This window comes from Neobacillus sedimentimangrovi (genome assembly GCF_010614825.1).
Classification (GTDB): domain Bacteria; phylum Bacillota; class Bacilli; order Bacillales; family Cytobacillaceae; genus Neobacillus; species Neobacillus thermocopriae.
On record NZ_JAAFZF010000010.1, the window covers coordinates 40,603 to 67,577 of the forward strand.

General features: G+C 37.9%; 25 protein-coding genes, 1 other RNA gene and 1 other annotated feature. Of the genes, 22 read left to right on the plus strand and 4 right to left on the minus strand.

Annotation, left to right across the window (positions count from 1 at the left end; translation table 11 throughout):
- Window positions 1-22 precede the first annotated feature (22 nt).
- Window positions 23-301 (plus strand): preprotein translocase subunit YajC, encoded by a 279-nt coding sequence (gene yajC / locus GZA11_RS05830; protein WP_038536450.1) that lies wholly within the window; start codon window positions 23-25, stop codon window positions 299-301.
- Window positions 302-761: 460 nt separating this feature from the next.
- Here yajC and GZA11_RS05835 read toward each other — a convergent pair whose 3' ends face one another.
- Window positions 762-1,124: a TIGR04086 family membrane protein gene (locus tag GZA11_RS05835; protein ID WP_038541822.1), complete on the minus strand. Its 363-nt coding sequence runs from the start codon at window positions 1,122-1,124 to the stop codon at window positions 762-764.
- Window positions 1,125-1,379: 255 nt separating this feature from the next.
- Between GZA11_RS05835 and GZA11_RS05840 the strand changes: the two genes are divergently transcribed.
- Window positions 1,380-2,051, plus strand: a complete 672-nt coding sequence (locus GZA11_RS05840) for a DUF421 domain-containing protein (RefSeq protein ID WP_038536447.1) — start codon at window positions 1,380-1,382, stop codon at window positions 2,049-2,051.
- Between the two features lie 30 nt (window positions 2,052-2,081).
- On the opposite strand, the gene spoVB is transcribed toward GZA11_RS05840, so the two are convergent.
- Complete coding sequence (gene spoVB, locus GZA11_RS05845; RefSeq protein ID WP_038536444.1) at window positions 2,082-3,635, minus strand: stage V sporulation protein B; 1,554 nt, start codon at window positions 3,633-3,635, stop codon at window positions 2,082-2,084.
- A 116-nt stretch (window positions 3,636-3,751) separates the two neighbouring features.
- Here spoVB and GZA11_RS05850 point away from each other — a divergent pair, with 116 nt between their 5' ends.
- From GZA11_RS05850 to dtd, 7 genes are all read left to right on the plus strand, one after another.
- Window positions 3,752-4,048, plus strand: coding sequence for a post-transcriptional regulator (locus tag GZA11_RS05850; protein WP_038536442.1), 297 nt, complete (start codon window positions 3,752-3,754; stop codon window positions 4,046-4,048).
- A 161-nt stretch (window positions 4,049-4,209) separates the two neighbouring features.
- Window positions 4,210-6,471: a protein translocase subunit SecDF gene (secDF, locus tag GZA11_RS05855; protein WP_163183190.1), complete on the plus strand. Its 2,262-nt coding sequence runs from the start codon at window positions 4,210-4,212 to the stop codon at window positions 6,469-6,471.
- A gap of 93 nt (window positions 6,472-6,564) precedes the next feature.
- Window positions 6,565-6,900, plus strand: coding sequence for a helix-turn-helix domain-containing protein (locus tag GZA11_RS05860; RefSeq protein WP_163183191.1), 336 nt, complete (start codon window positions 6,565-6,567; stop codon window positions 6,898-6,900).
- A gap of 162 nt (window positions 6,901-7,062) precedes the next feature.
- Window positions 7,063-9,414: a single-stranded-DNA-specific exonuclease RecJ gene (gene recJ, locus GZA11_RS05865; RefSeq protein WP_038536436.1), complete on the plus strand. Its 2,352-nt coding sequence runs from the start codon at window positions 7,063-7,065 to the stop codon at window positions 9,412-9,414.
- 2 nt (window positions 9,415-9,416) lie between these two features.
- Window positions 9,417-9,929: an adenine phosphoribosyltransferase gene (locus GZA11_RS05870; RefSeq protein ID WP_038536434.1), complete on the plus strand. Its 513-nt coding sequence runs from the start codon at window positions 9,417-9,419 to the stop codon at window positions 9,927-9,929.
- Window positions 9,930-10,198: 269 nt separating this feature from the next.
- Entirely contained in the window at window positions 10,199-12,394 is a 2,196-nt protein-coding gene (locus GZA11_RS05875) for a RelA/SpoT family protein (protein WP_038536431.1), read from the plus strand.
- Window positions 12,395-12,406: 12 nt separating this feature from the next.
- Window positions 12,407-12,853: a D-aminoacyl-tRNA deacylase gene (gene dtd, locus GZA11_RS05880; protein WP_163183192.1), complete on the plus strand. Its 447-nt coding sequence runs from the start codon at window positions 12,407-12,409 to the stop codon at window positions 12,851-12,853.
- 171 nt (window positions 12,854-13,024) lie between these two features.
- On the opposite strand, the gene GZA11_RS05885 is transcribed toward dtd, so the two are convergent.
- Window positions 13,025-14,818 carry an SH3 domain-containing protein gene (locus GZA11_RS05885; protein ID WP_163183193.1) on the minus strand — a complete coding sequence of 598 codons (1,794 nt, stop codon included), beginning with the start codon at window positions 14,816-14,818 and terminating at the stop codon, window positions 13,025-13,027.
- A 153-nt stretch (window positions 14,819-14,971) separates the two neighbouring features.
- On the opposite strand from GZA11_RS05885, the gene GZA11_RS05890 reads away from it, so the two are divergent.
- From GZA11_RS05890 to GZA11_RS05950, 13 genes are all read left to right on the plus strand, one after another.
- Window positions 14,972-15,151, plus strand: coding sequence for a hypothetical protein (locus tag GZA11_RS05890; protein WP_038536423.1), 180 nt, complete (start codon window positions 14,972-14,974; stop codon window positions 15,149-15,151).
- A 61-nt stretch (window positions 15,152-15,212) separates the two neighbouring features.
- Window positions 15,213-15,457 (plus strand) — a binding site (T-box leader).
- Between the two features lie 71 nt (window positions 15,458-15,528).
- A complete protein-coding gene (hisS, locus tag GZA11_RS05895) occupies window positions 15,529-16,797 on the plus strand; it encodes a histidine--tRNA ligase (RefSeq protein WP_163183194.1) in 1,269 nt (422 codons plus the stop codon).
- Window positions 16,798-16,812: 15 nt separating this feature from the next.
- Window positions 16,813-18,582, plus strand: a complete 1,770-nt coding sequence (gene aspS, locus GZA11_RS05900) for an aspartate--tRNA ligase (protein WP_163183195.1) — start codon at window positions 16,813-16,815, stop codon at window positions 18,580-18,582.
- Window positions 18,583-18,649: 67 nt separating this feature from the next.
- Window positions 18,650-18,847: non-coding RNA, 6S RNA (ssrS, locus tag GZA11_RS05905), on the plus strand.
- Between the two features lie 277 nt (window positions 18,848-19,124).
- Window positions 19,125-19,892, plus strand: a complete 768-nt coding sequence (locus GZA11_RS05910) for a tRNA threonylcarbamoyladenosine dehydratase (protein WP_038536414.1) — start codon at window positions 19,125-19,127, stop codon at window positions 19,890-19,892.
- Between the two features lie 145 nt (window positions 19,893-20,037).
- Window positions 20,038-21,024, plus strand: a complete 987-nt coding sequence (locus GZA11_RS05915) for a LacI family DNA-binding transcriptional regulator (RefSeq protein WP_038536411.1) — start codon at window positions 20,038-20,040, stop codon at window positions 21,022-21,024.
- Entirely contained in the window at window positions 21,017-21,895 is an 879-nt protein-coding gene (gene rbsK / locus GZA11_RS05920; protein ID WP_038536408.1) for a ribokinase, read from the plus strand. Before GZA11_RS05915 ends, rbsK begins: the two co-directional genes overlap by 8 nt.
- A gap of 3 nt (window positions 21,896-21,898) precedes the next feature.
- Window positions 21,899-22,294: a D-ribose pyranase gene (gene rbsD, locus GZA11_RS05925; RefSeq protein WP_163183196.1), complete on the plus strand. Its 396-nt coding sequence runs from the start codon at window positions 21,899-21,901 to the stop codon at window positions 22,292-22,294.
- Between the two features lie 18 nt (window positions 22,295-22,312).
- Window positions 22,313-23,794, plus strand: coding sequence for a sugar ABC transporter ATP-binding protein (locus tag GZA11_RS05930; RefSeq protein WP_038536403.1), 1,482 nt, complete (start codon window positions 22,313-22,315; stop codon window positions 23,792-23,794).
- Window position 23,795: 1 nt separating this feature from the next.
- Complete coding sequence (gene rbsC, locus GZA11_RS05935) at window positions 23,796-24,767, plus strand: ribose ABC transporter permease RbsC (RefSeq protein WP_163183197.1); 972 nt, start codon at window positions 23,796-23,798, stop codon at window positions 24,765-24,767.
- Between the two features lie 12 nt (window positions 24,768-24,779).
- On the plus strand, window positions 24,780-25,697 hold the full coding sequence (gene rbsB, locus GZA11_RS05940; protein ID WP_038536397.1) for a ribose ABC transporter substrate-binding protein RbsB: 918 nt from the start codon (window positions 24,780-24,782) through the stop codon (window positions 25,695-25,697).
- A gap of 288 nt (window positions 25,698-25,985) precedes the next feature.
- Window positions 25,986-26,279, plus strand: a complete 294-nt coding sequence (locus tag GZA11_RS05945; RefSeq protein WP_038536395.1) for a HesB/YadR/YfhF family protein — start codon at window positions 25,986-25,988, stop codon at window positions 26,277-26,279.
- A 36-nt stretch (window positions 26,280-26,315) separates the two neighbouring features.
- Window positions 26,316-26,801 (plus strand): DUF1189 family protein, encoded by a 486-nt coding sequence (locus GZA11_RS05950; protein WP_038536392.1) that lies wholly within the window; start codon window positions 26,316-26,318, stop codon window positions 26,799-26,801.
- 51 nt (window positions 26,802-26,852) lie between these two features.
- On the opposite strand, the gene GZA11_RS05955 is transcribed toward GZA11_RS05950, so the two are convergent.
- On the minus strand, window positions 26,853-26,975 hold a 123-nt coding region (locus tag GZA11_RS05955), incomplete at its 5' end, for an IS3 family transposase (protein WP_163182820.1).

Consider the following 26,975-nt stretch of genomic DNA (forward strand, 5'->3'; position numbering starts at 1 on the left):
GGTTGAAAGGAGGGAAATAGGCATGGAAGGATTAGGTTCTTTAATTCCACTTATATTGATGTTTGTCATTTTTTATTTCTTACTAATCCGCCCGCAGCAAAAGCGTCAAAAAGCAGTGCAGCAAATGCAAAACGAATTGAAAAAAGGTGATAAAATCGTTACAATTGGCGGATTACATGGTTTTATCGATTCGATCGATGAAAATAAAGTTGTCATCAAATGTGGTGACGGTAGTCGTTTAACATATGACCGTACTGCGATCCGCGAGGTTGTTGAACCTGCAAAGACAGCAGAAGTTTAATAGTAAAAAGGAAGCCACCCGGCTTCCTTTTTTTAATAAGCAAAGGATTTATTTAACTTAGAGAACTGTCTAGCTCCAGCGCCCTAGCGTCTAGTGCCCTTCGTTCTCCGCCCTACGATAAGTCAACATCAAATCGCCTATGGCTCATCGTGTTTCCTATATCTTAGTTGGAGGCCACCACAAGGAGGGCTCCGGCAGAATTAGCATCGCACGACCGAAAGCGATGGCTTTTGGGAGGAGGTCATACGCCGCTGCCCAGAGCGCTTCCGCTTTTCCGGTTAGATAAGAAAATATCTTTTTGACTTCGAGAATTGTCTAGCTCCAGCCCCCTAGCGTCTAGTGTCTTTCGGTCTCCGCCCTACGATAAGTCAACATCGGTTCACTTTCGCTCACCGTGTTTCCTATATCTCAGTTGGAGACCTCCAAGCCATACGCCGCTGACCAGGGGGCTTTCGCTTTTCTATACAGAGCGAGTTTTTCCACTAGTGATATTGACCCCCAGGATTCCGCCCATCATGGAGATTAATGTATAACATGTATGATAGATGATCTGCTCGAAGTCAAATAGGCGATCATAACCTAAATATTGGAACAAAAACACAATTAACGAATAAAATAGACCGGTAAGTCCTCCAATTAACCACCCTTTTTCCTTTCGTTTCCTCCCGGACAGAAAACCCCCGCCAAACAATCCGATAAATGACAGGGTTGTAACAACATATTGAAGGGATGATTCCTGAACCGAAGTAAATCTAAGAATAAGGGAAAAAATTAAGCTGGAAAGAACGACAAATGCGAAAATAAAAATCAATCCGTACAGCATAGCTGTACCCAAGCTTTTTGATTCGATGTTTCTCTCCTCCTTCAGTTGCCTGCAGGCCGACATAAGTCATTCCGATTTAATCGTGTCAAGCCTCGGAAAACAGTTTTATTTCTTAGTACAAGCGTATTCATGTATCGTTGAAAGTAGAATTAAAATTTTTTTATTTCATTCAAATAAATTGGAAATTGATTCCGTTCATGATTTTTTTCATTCTGTGGATTCTATAACTGAGTGGAAAAAAAGGAGAGGTAACACGTGGAATATATTTTTACAACGGTGTTTCGGACTATTTTGCTATACGCAGTAATTGTCTTGATATTTCGCCTAATGGGAAAAAGGGAAATAGGAGAATTAAGTATTCTAGACCTTGTCGTTTTTATTATGATTGGTGAATTGGCTGTCCTTGCTATTGAAAGGCCAAAGATTCATATAATTGAAGCTATATTACCAATGTTTTTGTTAATGTTAATCCAGATTATTATGTCCATCGCTTCATTAAAAAGTAAAAGATTTCGTGATTTGGTAGATGGTAAACCAAGCATTATTATTAATAGGGGAAAAGTGGATGAAGAAGCCATGCGCCGTCAGCGCTACAATTTTGATGATTTATTAACTCAATTAAGAGAGAAGGATATTCGGAGCATCACAGACGTTGAGTTTGCCATTTTAGAATCAACAGGAAGTTTATCAGTCATCGAAAAAAAGCAAAAAAATAACAACAAGTCAAATTCAAAAAATCAAGGTGATATTACAATACCATTAATAATGGACGGACAAGTAAATGAGGACCATTTGAAAAAGATTAATAAAACGAATTTATGGCTTCGCCAGGAATTGAAAAAAAGAGGTTACAGAGATATTAAAAAAATTTCGTTTTGCAGCTATGAAAATGGCGAATTTTATATCGACCTTATGGATGAAGAATGAAAGACACGCCTTTATTAGCTCGCGTGTCTTTCATCTGCTTGTAAAAAATTTACCTAGCCAAGGAATTCGTTGCAGCTCTTCATGCTTGATTAGTCTAAGTAAAAGTAGTAGCACTAAATAAGATAACACCATTCCGGCTGCTGATATTAAAACTCTAATAACTAAACGTTCATGCAGGAGGAATTGATCAAATATCCAAAGACCCAATCCGCCTGAGGCCGTCATTACCAAAAAGCCCTTTGCATAATCACGAATTTGAAATGGGAAGGAAATTTTTTTTAAGACTGTTGCAAAATGAAGAATGGTTACTAAAACAAATCCAACAATAATACCTAAGGCGGCACCTGTAATCCCAAAAGATGGCTGGGAGGCAAGTATAAAGATTACGGCTGTTTTTACCACTGCTCCAATTAAACTATTTATCATGGCAGCCCTAGCAAGATTTAAAGCTTGGAGGACAGCTTGAAGCGGGCCTTGGTAATAATAAAACAAGAAGAATGGAGCCATTAGCCGAATAAAATAGGAACCCTTTGTAGAACCGTACATTAACTGCATCAGTGGATCAGCCAAAACATACAATACGATAACAGCCAATCCTCCTGTTAAAAATGTCCACCTCAGTGCCTGCTGTAGCCGATATTCTATCAGTTTATGATGATTCATAGAATTGGCTTCACTAATAGCAGGAACGAGGGAAGTAGCTAACGAGAAGGTTACAAAAGATGGGAGCATTAATAGCGGCAATGCATAGCCTGTTAACGCTCCATATTGTTTGGTTGCATCAACTGCAAGCACACCAGCTAGAGCTAGACTATTTACGACCACAATTGGCTCAAAAAACCAGGCAATACTGCCGATTAGTCTGCTTCCAGTTGTTGGTAAAGCGATTTCCATTAAATCTTTAAACGTTTTCTTCCCTTTATGGATAAATTGAAAAAAGTTTCTTCTCAATTTAAATCGTTTTTTTAATTTAAACGTGGTTAATAGATATATAAGTGCCACGAGTTCGCCGACAACGGAAGCTCCCATTGCGGCGGCTGCTGCATATTCTACTCCATATGGAAGAAAAGCGGCTGTGACAGAGGCAATTAAGGTAATACGAACGATCTGCTCTAAAATTTGCGAGATCGCTGAAGGCCTCATATTTTGTTTTCCTTGAAAATAGCCTCTTAACACGGAAGAAATAGCGATGATTGGAATGGCAGGAGCACAAGCTAATAAAGGAAAAAGAGTTCTGCCATCTGTAAACAGTTTGGTTACAAATATAGGGGCAAGCAGAATCAATGCTGGTGTAATAATAATAGACAATGAAATGGTTGTAGCCAAGGAAACAACAAGAATTTTTTTGATCTCAGCATAATCACCTCTTGCCTCAGCCTCAGCTACATTTTTGGATATGGCTACAGGAAGGCCTAACTGAATAATCGTAACCACGAGAATAAAGGTAGGATAAGCCATCATATATAACCCAACGCCTTCTTCACCAATGCTACGGGCGAGGACAATTCGGTAAATAAAACCAAGGACTCTTGTAATTAAGCCGGCAAGTAAAAGGATAAAAGTCCCTTTTAAAAACTTCGACATTCCACTTCCCACCTTCTCAAAATAGGCGATATCATATACAATTAACTATATGCTAGATGGTGGACAAAGCATGACAAGCATTTATATTTTGAGCACTTTTTCAGGGAGGGATTAGAATGGGGATCATCCACACTGCCGAACAATATCGTACTCAAGTTCAACCTGCTATATTAAGTAAACTTGAGGAATTTCGGTTATTAGGGACTGATTCAGTAACAGAAGATGATCTTTGGGAATTTTTAATGAAGAAAAAGTGGAGAAAAGAGAAAGATGAACTCAAACTCTTTGAAATGATCCAGGATATTCTCTCTGTTAAGGTTAGTGACTATATCAGCTTTGCAACCATTGAGTCTTTTAAAAAGAATGAATTTTCCCTTGATGATAAAAATGAATGGGAAGAGCTGTTAAAATAAGGAAACGTTGATATTATTACTGAAGCTGTGTCCTCCTGATAAAAATTGACAGCTTTTTTTTTATATTTCATAATGTAGGAAGTGAGTTCCCTTGTATATCAATTTCAGATAGTAGAGGGTTGTAACTGTGCCGGGCTTAGATTAAGGAGGATTTATACATAATGGTAAAACGTAGTAGAATTGTGGCTTTCTTTTTAATTTTAGTATTATTAGGAAGCACAATGGGGATAACGATACAAGGAATATTAAACAATATGAAGCTTGGGCTTGACCTTCAGGGAGGGTTTGAGGTTCTCTATGAAGTTCAACCTGCGAAAAAAGGGCAAAAAATTGATAAAGAAGTATTGGCCAGTACAGCAGAGGCATTGGATAAGCGGATTAATGTCCTTGGGGTAAGTGAGCCGAGTATTCAAATCGAAGGGGATAACCGGATTCGTGTTCAACTTGCCGGTGTCGAAGACCAAAACGAAGCGCGTGAAATTTTATCCACTCAGGCAAATTTAACTTTTCGTGATGCTAATGACCGGCTGATGATGGATGGCACGGATTTAAAAGAAGGCGGAGCAAAGCAAACCTTTGATGAAAACGGGAACCCTAGTGTAACTTTGACATTAAAAAGCGCAGACAAGTTTCGGAAAGTTACGGAAGAGATAGTCAATATGAATCCGAATGTCCTCGTGATTTGGATGGATTTTGAAGAAGGAAAGGATTCGTTTAAAGCCGAAGTAACAAAAGAGAATCCGAAATATTTATCTGCTCCAACTGTAAGAGAAGTTTTTAATCAAAATACTGTATCAATTGTAGGTAATTTTACAGCAGAGGAAGCGAAAACATTAGCCTCCCTCCTAAATGCAGGTGCTCTTCCAGTTAAATTAAAAGAAGTTTACTCAACATCCGTCGGAGCTAAATTTGGGGAGCAGGCACTGGATAAAACAATTTTAGCAGGAATTATCGGTATTGCCATCATTTATTTGTTTATGCTTGTGTACTATCGTTTTCCGGGATTTATTGCTACAGTTACCTTATCCATTTATATTTATCTCGTATTATTAATATTTGATTGGATGAACGGAGTGTTAACACTTCCGGGAATTGCCGCCTTGATTCTCGGTGTAGGTATGGCTGTAGATGCAAACATTATTACCTATGAACGGATCAAAGAAGAAATTAAAGTCGGAAAATCCATCAAATCTGCCTTTAAAGCAGGTAGTAAGAATTCCTTTTCTTCGATCCTTGATGCCAATTTAACAACCATTTTAGCTGCTGTCGTTCTTTTCTATTATGGAACGAGTTCTGTTAAAGGATTTGCGACAATGCTATTGGTGAGTATTCTCTTAAGCTTTGTTACAGCAGTATTGCTATCACGTATACTATTGGCATTATGGGTTAACAGTGGCTTTTTGAACAAAAAATTTGGCTGGTTCGGTGTGAAAAAATCCGAAATTAAGGATATTGCTGAGAACTATGATACTTTAGATCTTCCAACAAGATGGGATAAATTAGATTTTGTTAAAACAAGAAAATGGTTTTTTATCATTTCCGGTACACTGATTGCCCTTGGTGTAGTATTGATTACCGTGTTCCGATTAAATCTTTCCATTGATTTTTCAAGTGGTACTCGAATTGAAGTGTTATCAGATAAACCATTAACCACTGAAAAGGTAGATAATGCCTTTGAACAACTAAATATAGAAACGGATGATATCGTCATCTCTGGTGAAAACAAAGAAATGGCATCAGCCCGCTTAAAAGGGGTACTATCGAAAGAACAGATTGCTGAATTAAAATCAGCATTTAAATCGGAATTTGGCCATGAGCCAAACGTTAGTACTGTATCTCCGACCGTAGGGAAAGAGTTGGCGAAAAATGCGTTCATTGCTCTTCTTATCGCTTCCATCGGCATTATTCTTTATACAACTATTCGTTTTGAATGGGCCATGGCGATTGCTGCTATATTATCTTTATTACATGATGCATTTTTCATGGTGGCATTTTTCAGTATGACGAGACTGGAAGTTGACTTAACATTTATCGCTGCAGTTTTAACTATTGTTGGATATTCTATTAATGATACAATTGTCACTTTTGACCGAATGCGCGAAAATCTTCATAAGAAAAAGCGACTTAAAACAAATCAGGATATAGCTGAAGTATTGAATGTAAGTATCCGTCAAACATTGGGTCGTTCCGTAAATACAGTATTAACCGTATTAATAACAGTGGTTGCGCTCATTTTCTTCGGAAGCGAATCCATTCGCAATTTCTCGATTGCCTTGTTTGTTGGATTAGTAGCAGGTGTTTATTCTTCTATTTGTATCGCCGGTCCTCTTTGGTATGTATTCAAGACACGAGAGCTTAAAAAGAAAGGTGTTATCAAAACAGTAAAAGAGAAGAGAAGATACTCTGATCAGCCGCAGGTATAATTAAAAACAAAACCACAGGGCTGATATGATCCCCTTATAGTAGACAGAAAAAAGAAAGCACATGAATCTGTCTACTATGGAGGGGATTTTTCTATGGGGAAAATACGAAAAACATATGATGTAAAGTTTAGAAAGAAAGCTGTGGATCTATATAAAAAAGAGGGCATGGGCTACAAATCGGTGGCTAAAGAGTTAGGGATTGATCATACCATGGTACGTCGATGGGTAGAACACTATGACAAAGAAGGAATGAAAGGTCTGGAGGAAAAACGCGGGAAGGCAAAAGGACCAGGTAAAGGAAGACCGAGAACTCGTCCAGAAGATCCTGAAACGAAAATCAAGCGTTTTGAAGCGGAAGTAGAGATGTTAAAAAAGCTTTGGTTTTGCAAACATCCTTGCAGTAAGTCGCCTTCTCGTCCCTCCATTTGATGAGTCAACTTTGAATCACCTTCTGTTTATCTTGTTTCCATTATCTCTTTTGGGGGAGCTCTAGCTAGACACCATTAAATAGAGAGTTTACGCTTTTCTGATTTATTCATTGAAAGGTCATTCTCGCTCCTGTATAATAAGAAAGTCTGAGGGGTGAAACTAATGTTAAAGTCAAGAACAAGATGGATTGTTCGTAAATCAGATCCGGTTTTAGTAAAGCAATTCGAAAAAGAATTGAAAATTACTCCTCTAGTTGCATCACTCCTTGTCAATCGTGGATTTGATACCGTTGATTCTGCACGGTTTTTTTTATTTGGTAAGGATGAATTTCACGATCCATTTTTGTTAAAAGGCATGGATATTGCGGTTAATAGAATCCGTGAGGCGATCGAAAGGAAGGAACCAATCCTTATTTTTGGTGATTACGATGCCGATGGTGTTAGTAGTACGTCGGTATTAATGAAGACATTAACAGATTTAGGTGCGGATGTACAATTTTATGTTCCCAATCGATTTACAGAAGGCTATGGTCCAAATGAGCCTGCTTTTCGTCGAGCTGCTGAAAATGGGATCAAATTGATTATTACCGTTGATACAGGAATCTCTGCCATTCATGAAGCAAGTGTGGCGAAAGAGCTTGGCCTCGACTTAATTATAACTGACCACCATGAGCCAGGACCTGTATTGCCTGAGGCGCTTGCGATTATTCATCCAAAACTTCCCGATAGTATTTATCCCTTTCGTGATCTAGCTGGGGTTGGAGTAGCGTTCAAATTGGCTCATGCCTTATATGGAAGACTGCCAGAGCATTTGTTGGAATTGGCTCTTATTGGCACAATAGCTGATTTAGTCCCATTAAAAGGGGAAAATCGATTAATTGCCAAAAAAGGTCTTGAAAACATTAAAGTAACTAACAACATTGGCTTGAAAACAATATTTAAATTAGCTGGTGTTGAACCATTATCCATTAACGAAGAAACCATCGCCTTTACACTAGGTCCGAGGATTAATGCTGTAGGCAGGTTAGAAGATGCTACCATGGCAGTCCAATTGCTATTGACCAATGATGAAAACGAGGCAAAAGAATTGGCTGAAGAAATGGAGGCCCTTAATCGAGAAAGACAAGCTATTGTCAACTTGATTACCGAAGAAGCGATCAACGAGGTAGAACGAAATTATCCAATAGAAACGAATAAGGTTCTTGTCCTTGGCAAGGAGGGCTGGAATGCAGGTGTTATTGGAATCGTTGCTTCCAGATTGGTTGAGAAATATTACCGGCCAACGATTGTCTTCAGTTTTGATCGTGAAAAAGGGGTGGCAAAAGGTTCGGCAAGAAGCATTCCTGGATTTGACTTGTTTCAAAATTTATCCACTTGTCGTGATATCTTGCCCCACTTCGGCGGACATCCAATGGCTGCGGGGATGACATTAAGTATAGATGATGTTGGTGAGCTTAGAGAAAGATTAAACGGTCTGGCGAATGACCAACTTACGGATGAAGATTTTATTCCGGTTACCTATCTAGATGAAGAAGTCCAGATCAATGATATTGATTTAGAGTCATTGGATGAATTAAATCTGTTATCACCTTTTGGAGTAGAGAATGCTAAACCAATGGTATTAATCAATGATGTTGATATAACCAGTATTAGGAAAATCGGCAGTGATCAAAATCATTTGAAGATTGTAGTAAACAAGAATGGAAATAGCCTTGATGGAATTGGCTTTGGGTTAGGCTCTTTAGTCGACGAAATTTCACCGGCAGCTCAAATTTCATTAATAGGTGAATTGTCCATTAATGAATGGAATAATATACGAAAACCACAAATATTTGTTCATGATCTATCTGTAGACACTTGGCAGCTGTTTGATTTCCGTGGCCAAAATAGACTAAATAGTATAGAGACCTTGGTACCTAATGAAAATAGGAAGATTATTGTTTTTAATAAAGACAATCTGGATAAAATAAGCGCAACTCTGCATGATGAGGTCTATCTGATTGAAAACAAAGAAGATGCAAAATCGTTTAACGCTCATATGGCAAACATTGTTTTCGCAGATTTCCCTCCTTCAAAAGAATTGATCATTCATTTACTTAGTGGAAAACATCCATCGAGAATTTATACTTATTTTTATAAGGAATCTAGTGATTTCTTTAGCACAATGCCAACACGGGATCATTTTAAATGGTTTTATGCATTTTTAATGCAAAAAGGACCAATTGATTTAAAGCGTTATGGTGCAGACATTGCAAAGCATCGAGGCTGGTCTCAAGAAACGATCACTTTTATGTCGAAGGTGTTTAGTGAACTGGATTTTGTTACAATAAACAATGGTTTTATTACTTTAAAAAGGCAAACACAGAAGCGTGATTTGACCGAGTCAAAAACTTATCAAATAAAACAGGCACAGAATGCCTTAGAGAGAGATTTATTGTTTTCGTCCTTTCAAGAATTAAAGGACTGGTTCGATAAAGTTTTATTTGAGTCGGTCGAACTTGAGGAGGCATTTTAGGAATGGATTTAAAACAATATGTAGCAATTGTAGAGGATTATCCAAAACCAGGAATTAAATTTAAAGATATTACTCCGTTAATGAATAATGGTGAAGCATATAAGTATGCTACCGATCAAATTGTTGCTTATGCAAAAGATAAAAAAATTGATTTAATTGTTGGACCTGAGGCTCGTGGCTTCATTATTGGTTGTCCTGTTGCTTACTCTTTAGGTGTAGGGTTTGCACCTGTCCGCAAAGAAGGAAAGCTTCCAAGGGAAACGATTAAAGTTAGCTATGGATTGGAATATGGTTCTGATGTTTTAACAATTCATAAAGATGCCATTAAACCAGGACAGCGTGTACTAATTACTGATGATTTACTGGCGACAGGCGGAACGATTGAAGCGACCATTAAGTTAGTAGAGCAACTCGGGGGTGTAGTTGCTGGAATTGCTTTTCTTGTAGAATTAACTTATTTGGAAGGTAGAAGCAAGCTTAAAGGGTATGATATTTTAACATTGATGGAGTATTAATTGATGATGAGAGGGCACTCAAAAAAGGGTGCTCTCTTTATATAAGAAGTTGGAAAAAACACATATTTTGTGGAAATTTGTCTTAATCTCTTTACATCTTCGCTTTTTTTTTTGATAATAGTAACAATCATTATAATTTAGTAAATATTTTTCATAGAAAGATTCCTAAAATTAGTAAAACGGGGCAAATAGATTAATATTTGGTTGATAATTGGCCGAATTTGTTCAATATATATAAATAAAATGAGATGGAAAATAAAGGTGATTTCATGGCAAATGATCAAGTGTTAACCGCCGACCAAGTCATCGACAAGACGAGAAAATATTTAAACAGTGAGCATGTGGAATTAGTAAAAAAAGCGTATGAGTTTGCGAAACATGCTCATCGTGATCAATATCGAAAATCCGGAGAGCCTTATATCATTCATCCGATTCAGGTTGCGGGTATATTGGCGGATTTGGAAATGGATCCCGCTACTGTAGCTGCGGGCTTTCTACACGATGTTGTAGAGGATACGGACGTTTCCTTAAAAGATATTGAGGAAGCTTTTAATAGCGAAGTGGCCATGCTTGTCGACGGAGTAACAAAGTTAGGGAAAATTAAATATAAATCACATGAGGAACAGCAGGCAGAGAACCACCGCAAGATGTTTGTGGCGATGGCTCAGGACATTCGGGTTATTCTCATTAAACTAGCTGATCGATTGCATAATATGAGGACACTTAAGCACCTTCCTTTAGAAAAACAGCGTCGGATTTCTAATGAGACACTTGAAATTTTTGCACCTTTAGCCCATCGTCTTGGGATTTCAAAGATAAAGTGGGAGCTTGAGGATACCGCATTAAGATATTTAAATCCACAGCAGTATTATCGGATTGTAAACTTAATGAAAAAGAAGCGTGCGGAACGGGAGCAATATCTCGATGAAGTTATTGAAGAAGTGAGGGAACGACTAACGGAAGTCTCCATTAAAGCAGAGATCTCCGGCCGTCCAAAACATATATACAGCATTTATCGAAAAATGGCACTGCAAAATAAGCAGTTTAGTGAGATTTATGATTTACTAGCTGTACGCATTGTTGTAAATAGTATAAAGGATTGTTATGCAGTATTAGGAATTATTCATACATGCTGGAAACCGATGCCTGGTCGGTTCAAAGATTATATTGCGATGCCAAAGCCGAATATGTATCAATCTCTTCATACAACAGTTATTGGGCCGAAAGGGGATCCTCTTGAAGTCCAGATACGTACGTTTGAAATGCATCGTATCGCAGAATTCGGGATTGCAGCTCACTGGGCTTACAAAGAGGGGAAATCGGTAAGTGATAGTTCATCCTTTGAACAAAAATTAACTTGGTTTAGAGAAATTTTGGAATTCCAAAATGATACAGCTAATGCCGAAGAGTTTATGGAATCGTTGAAAATTGATCTCTTTTCCGATATGGTTTTTGTTTTTACACCAAAAGGGGATGTCATTGAATTGCCTTCCGGTTCTGTCCCAATCGATTTTGCCTATCGAATTCATTCTGAAATCGGAAATAAAACGATTGGAGCAAAAGTGAATGGCAAGATGGTTACACTTGATTACTGCCTAAAAACGGGGGATATCGTTGAAATATTAACCTCCAAGCATTCATATGGACCAAGTCAGGACTGGTTAAAACTTGCGGCAACCTCTCAAGCCAAAAACAAAATTCGTGCCTTCTTTAAAAAGCAGCGTCGCGAAGAAAACATTGAGAAGGGCAGAGAGCTAGTTGAAAAAGAAATCCGCAACATGGATTTTGATGTTAAAGAAATTTTAACACCCGACAATTTGAAAAAAGTAGCTGAGAAGTTTAATTTTTCTAATGAAGAAGATATGTATGCAGCTGTCGGTTACAATGGCGTAACAGCGTTGCAGGTCGCCAACCGTTTAACAGAAAAATGGCGCAAAAAACGTGACCAAGAACAGTCAGCTAGTATTGCGAATGCGATTTCGGAATTAAAAGCATTTCCGACTTCTAAAAAGCGGGAATCCGGAGTACGTGTCCAAGGGATTGATAACCTGTTAATACGTTTATCTAGGTGCTGTAACCCAATTCCTGGTGATGAAATTGTCGGTTATATTACAAAAGGACGCGGAGTTTCTGTTCATCGGGCGGATTGTAATAATATCGACACTAGCGATGCACAACAAAGATTAATTCCAGTTGAATGGGAATCTGCATTAAATGATCGCAAGGAATATAATGTAGATATTGAGATAAACGGTTATGATCGCAGGGGATTATTAAATGAAGTTCTGCAGGCGGTTAATGAGACGAAAACAAACATTTCTGCTGTTACTGGCAAAACAGACCGAAATAAAATGGCGACAATTATTATGTCGATCGCCATTCACAATGTTAGCCATTTACAAAAGGTTGTTGACCGAATTAAACAAATCCCTGATATTTATTCGGTCCGCCGTATGTTGAATTAAGGAGTTTTTTGCATGAAAGTAGTTGTACAGCGTAGTAAAGCGGCAAAAGTTACGGTAAATGGAGAAGTAATTGGACAAATAACTAGCGGATTTGTCCTACTTGTTGGCGTAACACATGATGACAAGGAAGAAGATTGCGCCTATTTGGCAGATAAAATAGCCAATCTTCGAGTTTTCGAAGATGAAAACGGTAAGATGAATCGTTCATTGCTGGATGTGGGGGGACAAATTCTCTCTGTTTCTCAATTTACCCTTTATGGAGACTGTCGAAAAGGTAGAAGACCAAGCTTCATCGAGGCTGCTAGACCAGAGCATGCGATTCAATTATATGAACGGTTTAACCAGCTGCTTCGTGAGAAAGGGATTCACGTAGAAACTGGTGTATTCGGCGCCATGATGGATGTTGAACTTATAAACGATGGGCCAGTTACTCTAATTATTGAAAGCAAGGATGAATAACAGAATATATAATTTAATAGAACTGAATGACTAAAAAGGGGCTGTCTAAAAAGTCCATTTAAGAGAAAAATGAACCCAAATTAAAAACCCAAGAATGTTGATTTAACAGCATTCTTGGGTTTTGCTTTTATAAAGATTTCGGCTGAAATACCACTTTCCGGACAGCCCCTTTTAATTTTCTTTAAAATATTTTGTAAGTCCATCATATATGCCGGAAGCAGCATTTTCTTGGAATCTGCTTGATTTTACGGTCATTTCTTCCTCTGGATTACTAATGAATCCAAGCTCAATTAATACAGCCTTTTGTTTATTTTCACGGATAACATGGTAATTTCCGATGGCTACACCGCGGCTATTTAAATTGGTTTTTCTTATCATTGAAGAATAGAGCTGTTGTGCAAGTGCTTTTTGATAGCTATGATAGTAAAATCCGGTTGAACCGCGTACACTTCGGTCTTCATTACTGTCATAATGCAGGCTAATAAAGGCGTCGGCATTATAGGCATGAGCCTTACTTACCCGGGATTGTAGAGAAATATAGCTGTCATTGTTTCGGGTAAGATAAACCTTTGCTCCAGCTGCTTTGAGTTTGTCGTAAAGGAGCTTTGCCGTCCGAAGTGTAAGATTCTTTTCTAATGTCCCGCTTGCACCAACTGTTCCTCCATCTCCGCCACCATGGCCAGGATCAATTACAATAATTTTATTTTTTATGTAACCTTCTGCTCCCAATTTTTCAATACGCGGTATAGACCCAGATGTGGATACTAACCAGCCTGCTACATAAGCTTTTTTTCCATTTTTTAGTTTAATTTCATACCAATCATTCTTCACTCCAGTTACGGAGAAACGATCGCCTTTATTTGCACGATGTATGACACCTGATTGGGTACTTGGCAATTCACGGATATTCGTTCCGTCTTGGAGGATGGTTATAATGTCTTTTGCGGCTACCTGGACTTGTCCAGAAGTTTCTGTGGCTGTTTGGTAATTGGTTATATTTTCATTGGTTTTTGCTGGTGATTTCTCCAAATACCATCCTGCAACCCAACCAAAACTTCCAGTCTTATATTCTATTTTTGCCCAATTGTTTTTTTCCTCGATAATGGTAAAGCGCTGATTTTTGGATACAGTCCCGATGATTTCAGATTTTGTTGAGGATCCTGCGCGGACACTTAAACTTTCGGCTGTTACGGTTCCTATTATTCCGGTAGTCATTTTATTATTTGTTTCGGAGGTTGTTCTTAGTTGAGTATCAAGATAACTTCCACTGACCCAGCCTATTATGTTTAAGTATTTCACTTTGACCCATTTATTTTCTTTAGATAAGATGGTGACCTTTGTTCCTTTTGCTAATTTACCAACTAACTTACTAGAGGCTGTCGGCTCTTTTCGAACATTTAAAATATTACTCTTGACTGTACCAATTTCTCCATTTTTTGAAACAGAAGCTGTTGAATTCTCCAATTTGGCTGTTTTTAATTCAAGAAATTCTTTAGAAACCCATCCTTCTCCAAATGGAGAGGATATTTTATACCAATTTTCATTTTGGTCCAGAATAGATACTTCTTGTCCCTTGTTAAGGAACCCAATAATTTGAAAGTTTGATCCAGGACCGGAACGAACTCTTAATTGGCTCGTTTTTGCTATAGCAGCAATGTTCCTATTTGTTGATGTAATTTTGGCTGTTTTTGCATCATTTTTTGTCACAAGCCAATTGACTACCCAACCTGTTTTAGCAAAGGATAATTCGATCTCGATCCAATCCCCCTTTTCCTTCACGATCGGATAGGTTTCCCCTCGTTTGGCTTGTTTGATTAATGGATAACTCAGGCCAGGACCGCTTCGGACATTAACAGCATCTGTCGAAATGGTAATGGTTTTGTTCGCTGCCATACTATTACTTTGTGGCAGGAAGATTCCTAAAAGAAAAATAAATAATATGATGACACTAAATTTTTTATGCATTACTCCCTCCTCTTTGTCCCTATTTTATCGTAAATTATATTGAAAATCATTGCTAAATTGTTAATTATGTCCAAATTCTTATTCCTATGAAATATTTCCTCTTAAATTGGAAACAATATACTTTAGAAATTTGCCTTAAGAGGAGGGGGAATAGTGAGAGCTAGTGATAAAAATATGAATGTGCAATCAATAGATGGACGGCTTTTTGGCGTTAATTTTCATGATTTTATTCAAAAAGAACAGCATGCTGATAATATGTTTGAATTAGCATCAGAATTTGGATTGACGATAAGAGATGTTAGAAAGTTAAAAAAACATCTTGAAAGGTCATAAAACCTTCTTGACAATACTGCTGATGCTCCGTATTATTATTAAATAATCAATTGAAATATGAATAAAACCAATGATGGAGCATAGTAGTTAAGGTCAATTTATGGACAGAGAGGAAATGCCTTAGGCTGGAAGCATTTCTGCATAAATCTTAACGAATGAACACTCCGAAGGTTTCTCTCCGAAAAAGGAATTCTCTAGTAGGAATAGAACGTAAACAGGCGTTAACTGTTGAAGAGGAAGCAACTAAAGTTTATTGATCGCTTCAACTAGGGTGGCACCGCGGGAACTAAAACTCTCGTCCCTTGTTTTTACACATGGGATGGGAGTTTTTTATTTTGAATACATATTTCATACATAAAAAAGAGGAGGACGCTGTTATGGCTATCAGTATCCCAAGAGGCACGCAGGACATACTTCCTGGAGAAGTTGAACTGTGGCAGTTAATTGAGCAAAAAGCAAGAGAGCTATGTGAAAAATACCAATACCAAGAAATACGCACTCCTATTTTTGAACATACAGAGCTTTTTTCAAGAGGTGTTGGTGACACAACTGATATCGTTCAAAAGGAAATGTATACATTTGAAGACAGAGGAGGCCGGAGCCTTACACTAAGACCTGAGGGTACGGCTTCTACAGTACGAGCATTTGTTGAGAAAAAATTATTTGGCTCTGCCAATCAGCCAGTCAAGCTTTATTATATGGGCCCGATGTTTCGATATGAACGACCGCAATCGGGAAGATTCCGTCAATTTGTTCAATTTGGTATTGAAGCATTGGGTAGCAATGATCCGGCAATTGATGCGGAAGTGATTTCGCTTGCCATGAACTTATATAAAGAAATGGGTCTTAAGAAGCTAAAGCTGGTTATTAACAGTCTTGGTGACAAAGAAAGTAGAATTGCACATCGAGAAGCTTTGGTTCAACATTTTAAACCAAGAATTCATGAGTTCTGTTCTGATTGTCAGAACCGACTTGAGAAAAATCCATTACGAATTTTAGATTGTAAGCAGGATCGTGAACATGAATTAATGAGTACTGCTCCTTCCATTCTTGAATATTTAAATGATGATTCAAAAGCCTATTTTGAGAAGGTGCAAAAGTATTTAACCCAATTGGAAATTCCTTTCGAAGTGGATGCCAATTTGGTTCGTGGATTGGATTATTATAACCATACTGCCTTTGAAATCATGAGTGATGCAGAGGGATTCGGGGCAATTACTACCCTTGCAGGCGGAGGTCGTTATAACGGATTAGTAGAAGAGATTGGCGGACCAGAAACACCAGGAATTGGCTTTGCTCTAAGTATCGAGCGTTTTATCGCTGCATTGAAGGCTGAAGGGGTAAACATAGAAATTAAACAAGGTATAGACTGTTACCTTGTCACCCTCGGTGAGGAAGCAAAGGATTACTCGGTTGGTTTGTTACAGCAGCTTCGTTTGGCTGGAATTTCTGCAGAACGGGATTATTTAAATCGAAAAATAAAAGCCCAGTTTAAAGTAGCCGATCGCCTTAAAGCTAAGTTTGTAGCAATTCTTGGTGATGAGGAATTAAAAAACAACAAAATCAACGTGAAAAATATGGAGACTGGAGATCAAGTTGAGTTAGATCTCGATTCATTCGTATCGACTTTTCTAGAGATGCAATAATAAAGGGGGATTCACATGTTTGGCAGATCGTATTTTTGCGGAGAGGTACCTGAGTCCGCTGTAGGGGAGAAGGTAATATTAAAAGGATGGGTTCAAAAACGACGTGACCTAGGAGGATTAATTTTTATTGATTTACGTGACCGATCTGGAATTGTTCAGGTTGTTTTTAATCCAGATGTTTCCAAGGAAGCGCTGGAAACAGCAGAAAAAATTCGCAGCGAATATGTATTGGATGTAGAAGGTACAGTCATTGCCCGTGAACCAGGTACTGTAAATGAAAATTTAAAAACAGGAAGAATTGAAATTCAAGCGGAAAAAGTAACAATCATTAATGAGGCGAAGACACCGCCATTTACGATTTCTGATAAAACAGATGTATCGGAAGATGTCCGATTAAAATATCGCTACCTAGATTTTCGCCGCCCGGTCATTTTTGAAACACTAAAAATGCGCCATCAGGTGACGAAACATATTAGAAATTTCTTGGATGAAGAAGGGTTCTTAGATATAGAGACACCAATTTTAACGAAGAGCACGCCGGAAGGAGCTCGCGACTATTTAGTTCCAAGCCGTGTGCATCCAGGTGAATTTTATGCCCTGCCTCAATCACCACAGTTGTTTAAGCAACTCCTGATGGTAGGCGGGATTGAACGTTACTACCAAATTGCACGTTGCTTCCGAGATGAGGATTTGCGTGCTGATCGTCAGCCTGAATTTACGCAAATAGATATTGAAACAAGTTTCATGAGTCAGGATGATATCATTCAATTAATGGAAAGAATGATGTCTAAGTTAATGAAGGAAGTAAAGGGCATAGATATACCTACTCCTTTCCCACGGATGAGCTATGATGAGGCAATGAGCCGCTTCGGTTCGGATAAACCTGATACCCGATTTGGCCTAGAATTAGTAGATGTATCAGAAATCGTGAAGGAGTCTGGCTTTAAAGTATTTGCTTCTGCTGTTAGTAATGGTGGACAAGTGAAAGCCATTAATGTAAAGGGAGCAGCTGAAAAGTATTCTCGCAAGGATATTGATTCTTTGACAGAGTATGTTTCCCGATATGGTGCAAAAGGACTTGCATGGTTAAAGATGGAAGCAGAAGGCTTAAAGGGGCCAATTGCAAAATTCTTCTCTGAAGAGGAAGCTAAGGCAATTCAGGAGACACTTGAAGCAAAAGAGGGCGATTTACTCCTTTTTGTAGCTGATAAAAAGTCAGTTGTGGCAGATGCTTTAGGTGCCTTAAGATTAAAGCTAGGTAAGGATTTAAATCTGATTGACCAAAACTTGTTCCATTTCTTATGGATTACTGACTGGCCACTTTTAGAATATGATGAGGAAGAGGGCCGTTATTATGCAGCTCATCACCCATTCACCATGCCGGTGCGTGAGGACTTGGCCTATTTGGATACAGATCCTTCAAAGGTAAGGGCACAAGCCTATGACTTGGTCCTTAACGGATATGAGCTTGGCGGTGGGTCATTGCGGATTTTTGAGCGTGACATTCAAGAAAAAATGTTCAAAGTTCTTGGCTTTACACTTGAAGAGGCACAAGAACAATTTGGATTCTTGCTCAATGCGTTTGAATATGGAACACCTCCTCATGGGGGGATTGCTCTTGGGCTGGACCGTCTTGTCATGCTGCTTACTGGAAGTACGAATCTTCGTGATACTATTGCTTTTCCAAAGACAGCAAGTGCAAGTGATTTGATGATAGCTGCACCAAGCCCAGTTTCTGAAGCTCAGCTCCAGGAGTTAAATTTGTTAACAAATGTTAATAAATAACATGATTTCGATTTCACGAAATCTTGAAGACAGCTTTTAATTATGCTATGATAAATACAAGCAAGGAAGAGTCCTGAGATGTGCGTTGTATTACCTGAAGTTTTGACCGAACACTTTTTTATTCGGGAGTCTGGAGTTTTCTGACGGCGTAAAAGCCTCACTTCTCGGCGAGCAAGAGGACTTACAAACTCAGAAACAGGACACCCACCTGCTGCGTGCGGGATCAAAACAAAGGATCAAAAGCGACGGCATTATTGGGACTCTTTTCACTTATGCCAACGACTTCCTGTTGAACAGGAGGTGTTTTTTTTGGTTGTGGAAACTGTACGGTTATAGATTCTTGTAGATCATAAAGAGTAATAGTATCCCTTTTTGTGAAGACAGTTAGGAAAAGGTTTATACTGTGTCACAAAAGGGATTTTTTTATAGGCTACTAATTACATAATTCCTATGACAATACTTGTTTTTATTGCAAAGTATGATATATTTTTTAGGGTGAAAAAATAAAAGAATGAATCGAATAAATTTTTGGAGTGAAAAATATGCTGCATCAATTTTCTCGTAATGAGCTTGCTATAGGTAAAGAAGGTCTTGAAATTATGAAAAACAGCACCGTTGCAGTGTTAGGTATTGGCGGTGTCGGCTCTTTTGCTGCAGAAGCATTAGCCCGTTCTGGAGTAGGCCGTTTAGTGTTAATCGACAAGGACGATGTTGATATTACTAATGTCAACCGTCAGCTTGTCGCCCTTCTGTCAACGGTTGGCCGGCCAAAAGTAGACATTATGAAAGAACGTATTAAAGACATTAATCCAGATTGTGAAGTCATTTCATTAAAAATGTTTTATACAGAAGAAACGTATGAAGAAATTTTTAGCTATAATTTGGATTTTGTTGTTGATGCTTCCGATACTATCATGTACAAAATTCATCTAATGAAAGAGTGTTTAAAAAGAAACATTCGGATTATTTCAAGCATGGGTGCTGCCAATAAAATGGATCCGACCCGCTTTCAAATCGCTGATATTTCAAAAACACATACAGACCCAATTGCAAAGGTTATTCGAACAAAATTGCGTAAAGAACGTATTTACAAAGGCATTCCTGTTGTCTTTTCAGATGAAAGTCCGATTGTTATTCGTGAGGATGTTAGGAAAGTGGTTGGTAATGATCAAGCGAAAATTCGCAAAGCAAAAATGCCACCATCTTCAAATGCATTCGTTCCTTCAGTCTGTGGTTTAATAATGGCAAGCTATGTCGTAAGAGAATTGTTAAAAGATATTAAAATCAAACGTGTACAGGACGAAAAGTAAAATGATTATCCCTAGACTTAGTTGAGTTTAGGGACTTTTTATTACAAATCTAGCTGATGAAAATTTATTTGATTTTGTTGCGAGGATAAATTTTTTGTGATAACCTGAATATGTAATCGGTTACATATGAGGGGTTGAAATTTGAATGGCTACAATACGTGATGTTGCAAGAAAAGCGGGTGTATCTGTTGCAACAGTATCTAGAGCGTTAAACGACAAGGGATATGTACATGAAGATACCCGAAAAGCAATCAATGAAGCCATTAAAGAATTGAATTATAAACCAAATGAAGTAGCTAGATCACTATATAAAAAAAAATCGAGATTAATTGGCCTGCTACTTCCAGATATACGAAATCCCTTTTTTCCTGAGCTTGCTCGGGGTGTAGAGGATATCATGCAGGAGAGTGGTTACAGACTTATTATTGGCAATGCCGATGAGAAACCTGAAAAGGAGAATGATTATATTCAGACTTTCATTCAAAATAATGTAATCGGTATCATATCTGCTAGTCATACTGAAAAAAAACATTATAAACATCTTACTTGTCCTGTAGTTTTTCTTGATCGGACCTCTGAACCCTTTCCTTCTGTTTATGCCGATGGTCTTACTGGCGGAAAAATGGCAGCGAGAGAAATCATTAGACGGGGCAGCAAGAGGATCACATTACTAAGAGGACCAATTGAAGTAAAGACTGCTCAGGACCGATTTAAAGGTGCATTAGATGAATTATGTCAAGCAAATGTAGATTTTAATGTAATGACAATGGCATCTTTTGCTTACCAAGATGCAAGTAAATGTGCAAAAGAGATATTTGAAAAATATCCTGATACTGACGGAGTTATTGCCAGTAATGATATTGCAGCAGCAGCTATTTTACATGAAGCGATTAGAAAAGGAAAATCGATTCCAAATGATCTTCAGATAGTAGGGTATGATGATATTCCTCTTAGCGGATTATTGTTTCCACCCCTATCAACAATTAAACAGCCTGCTTATGAGATGGGAAGGGAAGCAGCAAAGTTATTGATAAAATTAATTAATAATGAACCAATCCAAAATAGAATGATTCAAATGCCTGTTACATTTATCGAGAGGCAAACAACTAGAAAGGTTGAGGAAAATGGCTAAAATTACGGTTATCGGAAGTTCATCAATGGATTTAGTAGTAACAGCACAAAAAAGACCTAATAAAGGTGAAACCATCTTGGGCGAATCCTTTAAAACTGTCCCTGGCGGCAAGGGAGCCAATCAAGCAGTGGCTGCAGCTCGTTTAGGAGCTAAAGTCCACATGGTTGGATGTGTAGGGGATGATAGCTTTGGAAAATCCGTTCTTGATAATTTCAATAAGAATGGTGTTCTAACGACTTATGTGGAACCGGTTACACATTGTGAAACGGGTACTGCCCACATTACTCTTGCCGAGGGGGATAACAGCATTATTGTTGTGAAAGGAGCAAATGATCATGTTACACCAAAACTTGTAGAAAAGGCACTTGGTGTCATTCGTGATTCTGATATCGTTTTAATTCAACAGGAAATACCGGAAGAAACGGTTGAATATGTTGGCAAAATTTGCAGAGAGTACAAGGTGCCGCTCTTATTAAACCCTGCACCTGCAAGATACTTAAAAGAAGAAATTATTGAAAATGCCACTTATATTACACCTAACGAACATGAAGCCACTCTCCTTTTTCAAAATGAAGATCTGCATACCGTATTGAGAAGGTATCCAAATAAATTATTCATTACAGAAGGAAAAAATGGTGTCAGATATTATGATGGCAAGGAAGAAGTGCTCGTACCATCATTTCAGGTAGAAGTGGTTGATACGACAGGTGCAGGAGACACATTTAATGCCGCTTTTGCAGTGGCATTAGCTGAAGGCCAGAGCATTAAGGATAGCATTCGTTTTGCTAACCGTGCTGCATCCTTATCAGTAACAAAATTTGGGGCACAAGGCGGAATGCCGACTAGAGAAGAAGTGGAAAGGAGCCTTTAAGCAATGAAACGTTATGGAATTTTAAATAGCGAAATTACAAAAGTTCTTACGGATCTTGGACATACGGATATGATTGTCATTGCTGATGCAGGGCTGCCTATACCTAAAGGAATTAAAAAAATTGATTTAGCCATAAAACCAGGAAGTCCAGCTTTTAAAGAAGTTCTGGAAGCGGTTGCGGAAGACATGATAATTGAAAAGGTAATCATAGCTTGTGAAATAGAGGAGTGTAATCCGCAAACAGCTCAATATTTAAAAGAAAAATTTATCGATACTCCTCAAATGAAGGTTACCCATGAAGAATTTAAAAAGTTGACCCAACAGGCTAAAGCGATTATTCGTACAGGAGAAATTACACCGTATGCTAACTGTATTTTACAATCGGGCGTATTCTTCTAAAAGAAAGGGGTGAAAAAAATGCATATCTCAATGCAAAACATCCATAAAGCATTTGGAATGAACCAAGTATTAACTGGAGTCAATTTTGAATTAAAGGATGGAGAAGTACATGCATTGATGGGAGAGAATGGTGCAGGAAAATCCACCATGATGAATATTTTGACGGGGCTTCATTCTTGTGATCGTGGAACTATTTTGATTGATGGGAAAGAAACTTATTTTAAAAATCCTAAGGAAGCGGAGCAGAATGGCATTACTTTTATTCATCAAGAATTAAATATTTGGCCGGATATGACGGTGTTAGAAAACCTATTTATTGGTAAAGAATTAAAGAATTCCTTTGGGTTATTAAAAATAAAAGAAATGAGAGCGCTAGCAAAAAAGCAGTTTGATAGACTGGCAGTTTCTATTCCGCTCGATAAAGAAGCAGGAAGTTGCTCTGTTGGAGAGCAGCAAATGATTGAGATTGCCAAAGCTTTAATGACTAATGCTAAAGTGATTATTATGGATGAACCGACAGCGGCTTTAACTGAACGGGAAATCTCGAAGTTGTTTGAAGTAATTGCCGCACTAAAGGCGGATGGCGTATCCATTGTCTATATTTCACATCGGATGGAAGAAATTTTCGCCATTTGTGATCGGATTACTGTCATGCGCGATGGGAAAACCGTTGATACGAAAAGAATCCCTGATACTAATTTTGATGAGGTCGTAAGGAAAATGGTAGGAAGAGAACTTACAGACCGCTTTCCAAAGCGTCAATCAAAACCAGGGGAGTTACTGCTTCAAGTAAAGGGGCTCACCAAAAAAGGAGTCTTTAAGGATGTTGGTTTTTCAGTTAGATCAGGAGAAATCGTTGGTGTTTCAGGACTAATGGGAGCTGGTAGGACTGAAATTATGCGTGCGATTTTTGGGCTTGAAACGGTTGACAGTGGGGAGATTTGGTTAAACGGGAAGAAAGTGAATATTCAATCACCTGATCAAGCTGTAAAATTAGGGATCGGATTTATAACGGAAGATCGTAAGGATGAAGGGTTGATTCTAGATTTTTCAATAAAAGAAAATATGGTTCTGCCAACCCTTCGCAGTTTTGCACCGAGAGGGATTATTAAGGAAAAAAGTGAGAAAGACTTCGTAGAGATGTTGATAAAACGTCTTACAGTCAAAACGGAATCTGCAGATATTGCTGTTGGGAAGTTATCTGGAGGGAATCAGCAAAAAGTTGTCATCGCCAAATGGGTAGGAATAGGGCCAAAGGTGCTGATTTTGGATGAACCAACCAGAGGAGTTGACGTTGGGGCGAAACGAGAAATCTATCAATTAATGAATGAGTTAACAGAGCGTGGAGTCGCTATCATTATGGTATCTTCGGAATTACCTGAAATCCTGGGAATGAGTGATCGAATTTTAGTCGTTCATGAAGGAAAGATTACTGGTGAATTAACAAAAGATGAAGCAACACAGGAAAAAATAATGAAGTTGGCAACAGGAGGTCAGTAGGATGAAAGTAATCAGCGAAGGCGCACCAGTAGGCAAAGCAAATTTAGTTAATTCAATCTCCCAAAAGCTTGGGCCGTTGCTTGGACTATTAATCTTATTTGTGATTGTATCTGTTTTAAATCCAAGCTTTCTTGAGCCCTTAAATATATTAAACTTATTGCGCCAAGTAGCCATTAATGCACTTATTGCTTTTGGAATGACATTTGTTATTTTAACTGGTGGGATTGATCTGTCTGTCGGAGCCATTCTTGCCTTATCCAGTTCGTTAATGGCAGGAATGATCGTTTCCGGAGTTGATCCGATCCTGGCTATTTTAATTGGATGTGTACTTGGTGCTTTAATGGGTGTAGTGAATGGATTGTTAATTACGAAAGGAAAAATGGCACCTTTTATTGCTACATTAGCTACGATGACGATATTAAGGGGACTTACTCTTGTATATACAGAGGGAAATCCTATTACAGGCTTAGGTGATCATTACTTATTTCAGCTTTTTGGTAGAGGTTATTTTCTTGGTATTCCAGTACCTGCTGTAACGATGATTTTAACCTTTGTTGTTTTATATATTCTTCTTCATAAAACACCATTTGGCCGAAAAACGTATGCGATAGGCGGAAATGAAAAGGCCGCTTTGATTTCAGGGATTAAAGTTCCTAATGTGAAAGTAATGATTTATGCTCTGTCTGGACTGTTGTCTGCTTTAGCAGGAGCTATTTTAACATCGCGCCTAAATTCAGCTCAGCCAACAGCAGGGACTTCTTATGAGTTGGATGCCATTGCAGCGGTTGTTCTAGGCGGGACAAGCCTGTCAGGAGGGAAAGGGAGAATTTTTGGAACACTAATTGGTGCTTTAATTATTGGTACGTTAAACAATGGTTTAAATCTTCTCGGTGTTTCCTCCTTCTATCAAATGGTAGTAAAAGGGATCGTTATTATAATCGCTGTATTACTTGATCGTAAGAAAGCCGCATAGGGAGTGATTTTTATGAAAAAATTATTATCGCTATTCATGTCCGTTATACTTTTGCTTTTAAGTGCATGTTCGATGCAGCCTCCCACTTGGGCGAAGCCTTCTAATAAAGAAAACATAAAAGATATTAAACTAGGATTATCCATATCAACATTAAATAACCCATTTTTTGTTTCTTTAAAAGATGGGGTTTTAAAGGAAGCAAAAAGCTTAGGGATGGAAGTAAAAGTAGTAGATGCTCAAAATGACTCAGCCAAACAAATTAATGATGTGGAAGATTTAATTCAGCAGGGGGTAGATATTTTGCTTATTAATCCTACAGATTCCGCTGCTATTTCAACAGCGGTACAATCAGCAAATAATGTCAATATCCCTGTTATTACATTAGATCGTTCAGCAGATAAGGGAAAAGTAGAGGCATTAGTCGCTTCCGATAACATTAAAGGTGGAGAAATGGCAGCTGAATATCTTGTATCGAAACTTGGAGAAAACACAGTGACAGCTGAGTTAGAAGGTGTGCCGGGTGCATCAGCTACACGTGAAAGAGGGAAAGGTTTCCATAATATAGCAGATCAAAAATTGAATGTAGTAGCAAAACAGTCTGCCGATTTTGACCGGACAAAAGGGTTGACTGTAATGGAAAACTTAATCCAAGCCAATCCAGATATTAAGGCCGTATTCGCTCATAATGATGAAATGGCATTAGGGGCTATAGAAGCAATAAATAGTTCAGGAAAGGATATCATGGTTATTGGCTTTGATGGAAACGAAGATGCGATAAATGCAATAGAAAGTGGAAAAATGGAAGCAACTGTAGCTCAGCAGCCTGAATTAATCGGAAAGCTGGCGGTGGACGCTGCTAAAGATGTTGCCCAAGGGAAGAAAGTCGATAAAGTGATTCCTGCTCCTCTCAAACTTGTAACGAAGGAATAATGAAGGAAAACTCATTTGCTGAAGCAAATGAGTTTTTTGTATAAATAAATCTATTCAATATTAGATTTAGGAAAAAATGAGATTTTTCTTCTCCGCAGCTTATTTGAGATTTGGTGATTTTATGTAATTATGTGAGTTTTGGTATTTAAACCATCTTTTCTTACTTTAATAAAGTATGTAGCTTTTTGATTAAATATAATGTTGCAATTTTATTTAATGGATACGAATTGTGAGTTAAGATATACTAGATTTGATTTATTTATATTTTATCTATAGGAGGACTATCTTTTGAATATCAAAATTAGCAGTCAAGCATTGAATTGGTTTAAGGAAGAAATGGGTTTGAAAAAAGGAGACTATTTAAAATTCCATGCCCGTTATGGTGGATGTAGTACTGTCCAACAAGGGTTTTCGCTAGGGATGTCGATTCAAGAACCGCAAACCGAAATGGCTGCCAGTATTGAAAAGGATGGGATATGTTTTTTCATAGATGAGGAAGATTTGTGGTTTTTCAATGGCCACGATCTGGCTGTCGATTATAATGAAAAACGGGAAGAAATAGAATTTACCTTTTTAAATTAAGGAATGGAAAAAAGAATTTTTAAGGGGAATTAGATAATGGGGATTATTTCTTCCTTGTTAAACAGTTTCATGCTGCCTAGGAAAAAGGCTGTTTTAAATATTAATAAATTAAATATCGGAAGTTCCGTTACTTATTTTATATTGTTGCTTTTTCTTGTTACTTTACCTGACCTCATTAAGTTGCTTATTAATTATAATGACCAATTTGGAGAAATGCCCCGCAGTGTGTTTTTCATTCAAATTGTTGTTTTTTATCCATTACAAATCATTTTTCTTGGTTTGATTAGTATCACATCCATTGCTGTAATAGGCTTGGTGTTGAATAAACTATTGGAGAGAAAACTAAGGTTTGCTCTTTTATGGAAGATGGCAATTCATGCTTCAACAATCCCTTTATTTTTGTATGCTTTAATAAATAATCTTTATTCTGTAAATACCTACATCTCGGTTTTTCTTATTTTAATCCTATTCTTTATACTATATAAAATCATCTTGGTGTTTCCAAAACCGAAAAATAAGTAAAAAAGAGGGTGTCCCAAAAAGGTAGTGACCCCTTAAAGTTAGAGTTCTTCATTATGCAATTAATTGGCTGGTATGAATTCGATATTCAACTGGACTCATACCAGCCAGTTTTTGTTTTATTCGCACATTGTTATAATAATCGATATATTTTTCGATTTTCTTTTTCAATTCTTC

Excerpts from the sequence above, each read along its gene's own strand:
- GZA11_RS05835 (WP_038541822.1), bottom strand. The coding sequence starts at position 1,124 with ATGCTGTACGGATTGATTTTTATTTTCGCATTTGTCGTTCTTTCCAGC.
- rbsC (WP_163183197.1), top strand. The coding sequence starts at position 23,796 with ATGAAAGTAATCAGCGAAGGCGCACCAGTAGGCAAAGCAAATTTAGTT.
- spoVB (WP_038536444.1), bottom strand. The coding sequence starts at position 3,635 with ATGTCGAAGTTTTTAAAAGGGACTTTTATCCTTTTACTTGCCGGCTTA.
- aspS (WP_163183195.1), top strand. The coding sequence starts at position 16,813 with ATGTTTGGCAGATCGTATTTTTGCGGAGAGGTACCTGAGTCCGCTGTA.
- dtd (WP_163183192.1), top strand. The coding sequence starts at position 12,407 with ATGAAAGTAGTTGTACAGCGTAGTAAAGCGGCAAAAGTTACGGTAAAT.
- rbsD (WP_163183196.1), top strand. The coding sequence starts at position 21,899 with ATGAAACGTTATGGAATTTTAAATAGCGAAATTACAAAAGTTCTTACG.
- yajC (WP_038536450.1), top strand. The coding sequence starts at position 23 with ATGGAAGGATTAGGTTCTTTAATTCCACTTATATTGATGTTTGTCATT.
- GZA11_RS05875 (WP_038536431.1), top strand. The coding sequence starts at position 10,199 with ATGGCAAATGATCAAGTGTTAACCGCCGACCAAGTCATCGACAAGACG.
- GZA11_RS05885 (WP_163183193.1), bottom strand. The coding sequence starts at position 14,818 with ATGCATAAAAAATTTAGTGTCATCATATTATTTATTTTTCTTTTAGGA.
- GZA11_RS05915 (WP_038536411.1), top strand. The coding sequence starts at position 20,038 with ATGGCTACAATACGTGATGTTGCAAGAAAAGCGGGTGTATCTGTTGCA.
- rbsB (WP_038536397.1), top strand. The coding sequence starts at position 24,780 with ATGAAAAAATTATTATCGCTATTCATGTCCGTTATACTTTTGCTTTTA.
- GZA11_RS05870 (WP_038536434.1), top strand. The coding sequence starts at position 9,417 with ATGGATTTAAAACAATATGTAGCAATTGTAGAGGATTATCCAAAACCA.
- GZA11_RS05850 (WP_038536442.1), top strand. The coding sequence starts at position 3,752 with ATGGGGATCATCCACACTGCCGAACAATATCGTACTCAAGTTCAACCT.
- GZA11_RS05930 (WP_038536403.1), top strand. The coding sequence starts at position 22,313 with ATGCATATCTCAATGCAAAACATCCATAAAGCATTTGGAATGAACCAA.
- GZA11_RS05910 (WP_038536414.1), top strand. The coding sequence starts at position 19,125 with ATGCTGCATCAATTTTCTCGTAATGAGCTTGCTATAGGTAAAGAAGGT.
- recJ (WP_038536436.1), top strand. The coding sequence starts at position 7,063 with ATGTTAAAGTCAAGAACAAGATGGATTGTTCGTAAATCAGATCCGGTT.
- GZA11_RS05860 (WP_163183191.1), top strand. The coding sequence starts at position 6,565 with ATGGGGAAAATACGAAAAACATATGATGTAAAGTTTAGAAAGAAAGCT.
- secDF (WP_163183190.1), top strand. The coding sequence starts at position 4,210 with ATGGTAAAACGTAGTAGAATTGTGGCTTTCTTTTTAATTTTAGTATTA.
- GZA11_RS05950 (WP_038536392.1), top strand. The coding sequence starts at position 26,316 with ATGGGGATTATTTCTTCCTTGTTAAACAGTTTCATGCTGCCTAGGAAA.
- rbsK (WP_038536408.1), top strand. The coding sequence starts at position 21,017 with ATGGCTAAAATTACGGTTATCGGAAGTTCATCAATGGATTTAGTAGTA.
- hisS (WP_163183194.1), top strand. The coding sequence starts at position 15,529 with ATGGCTATCAGTATCCCAAGAGGCACGCAGGACATACTTCCTGGAGAA.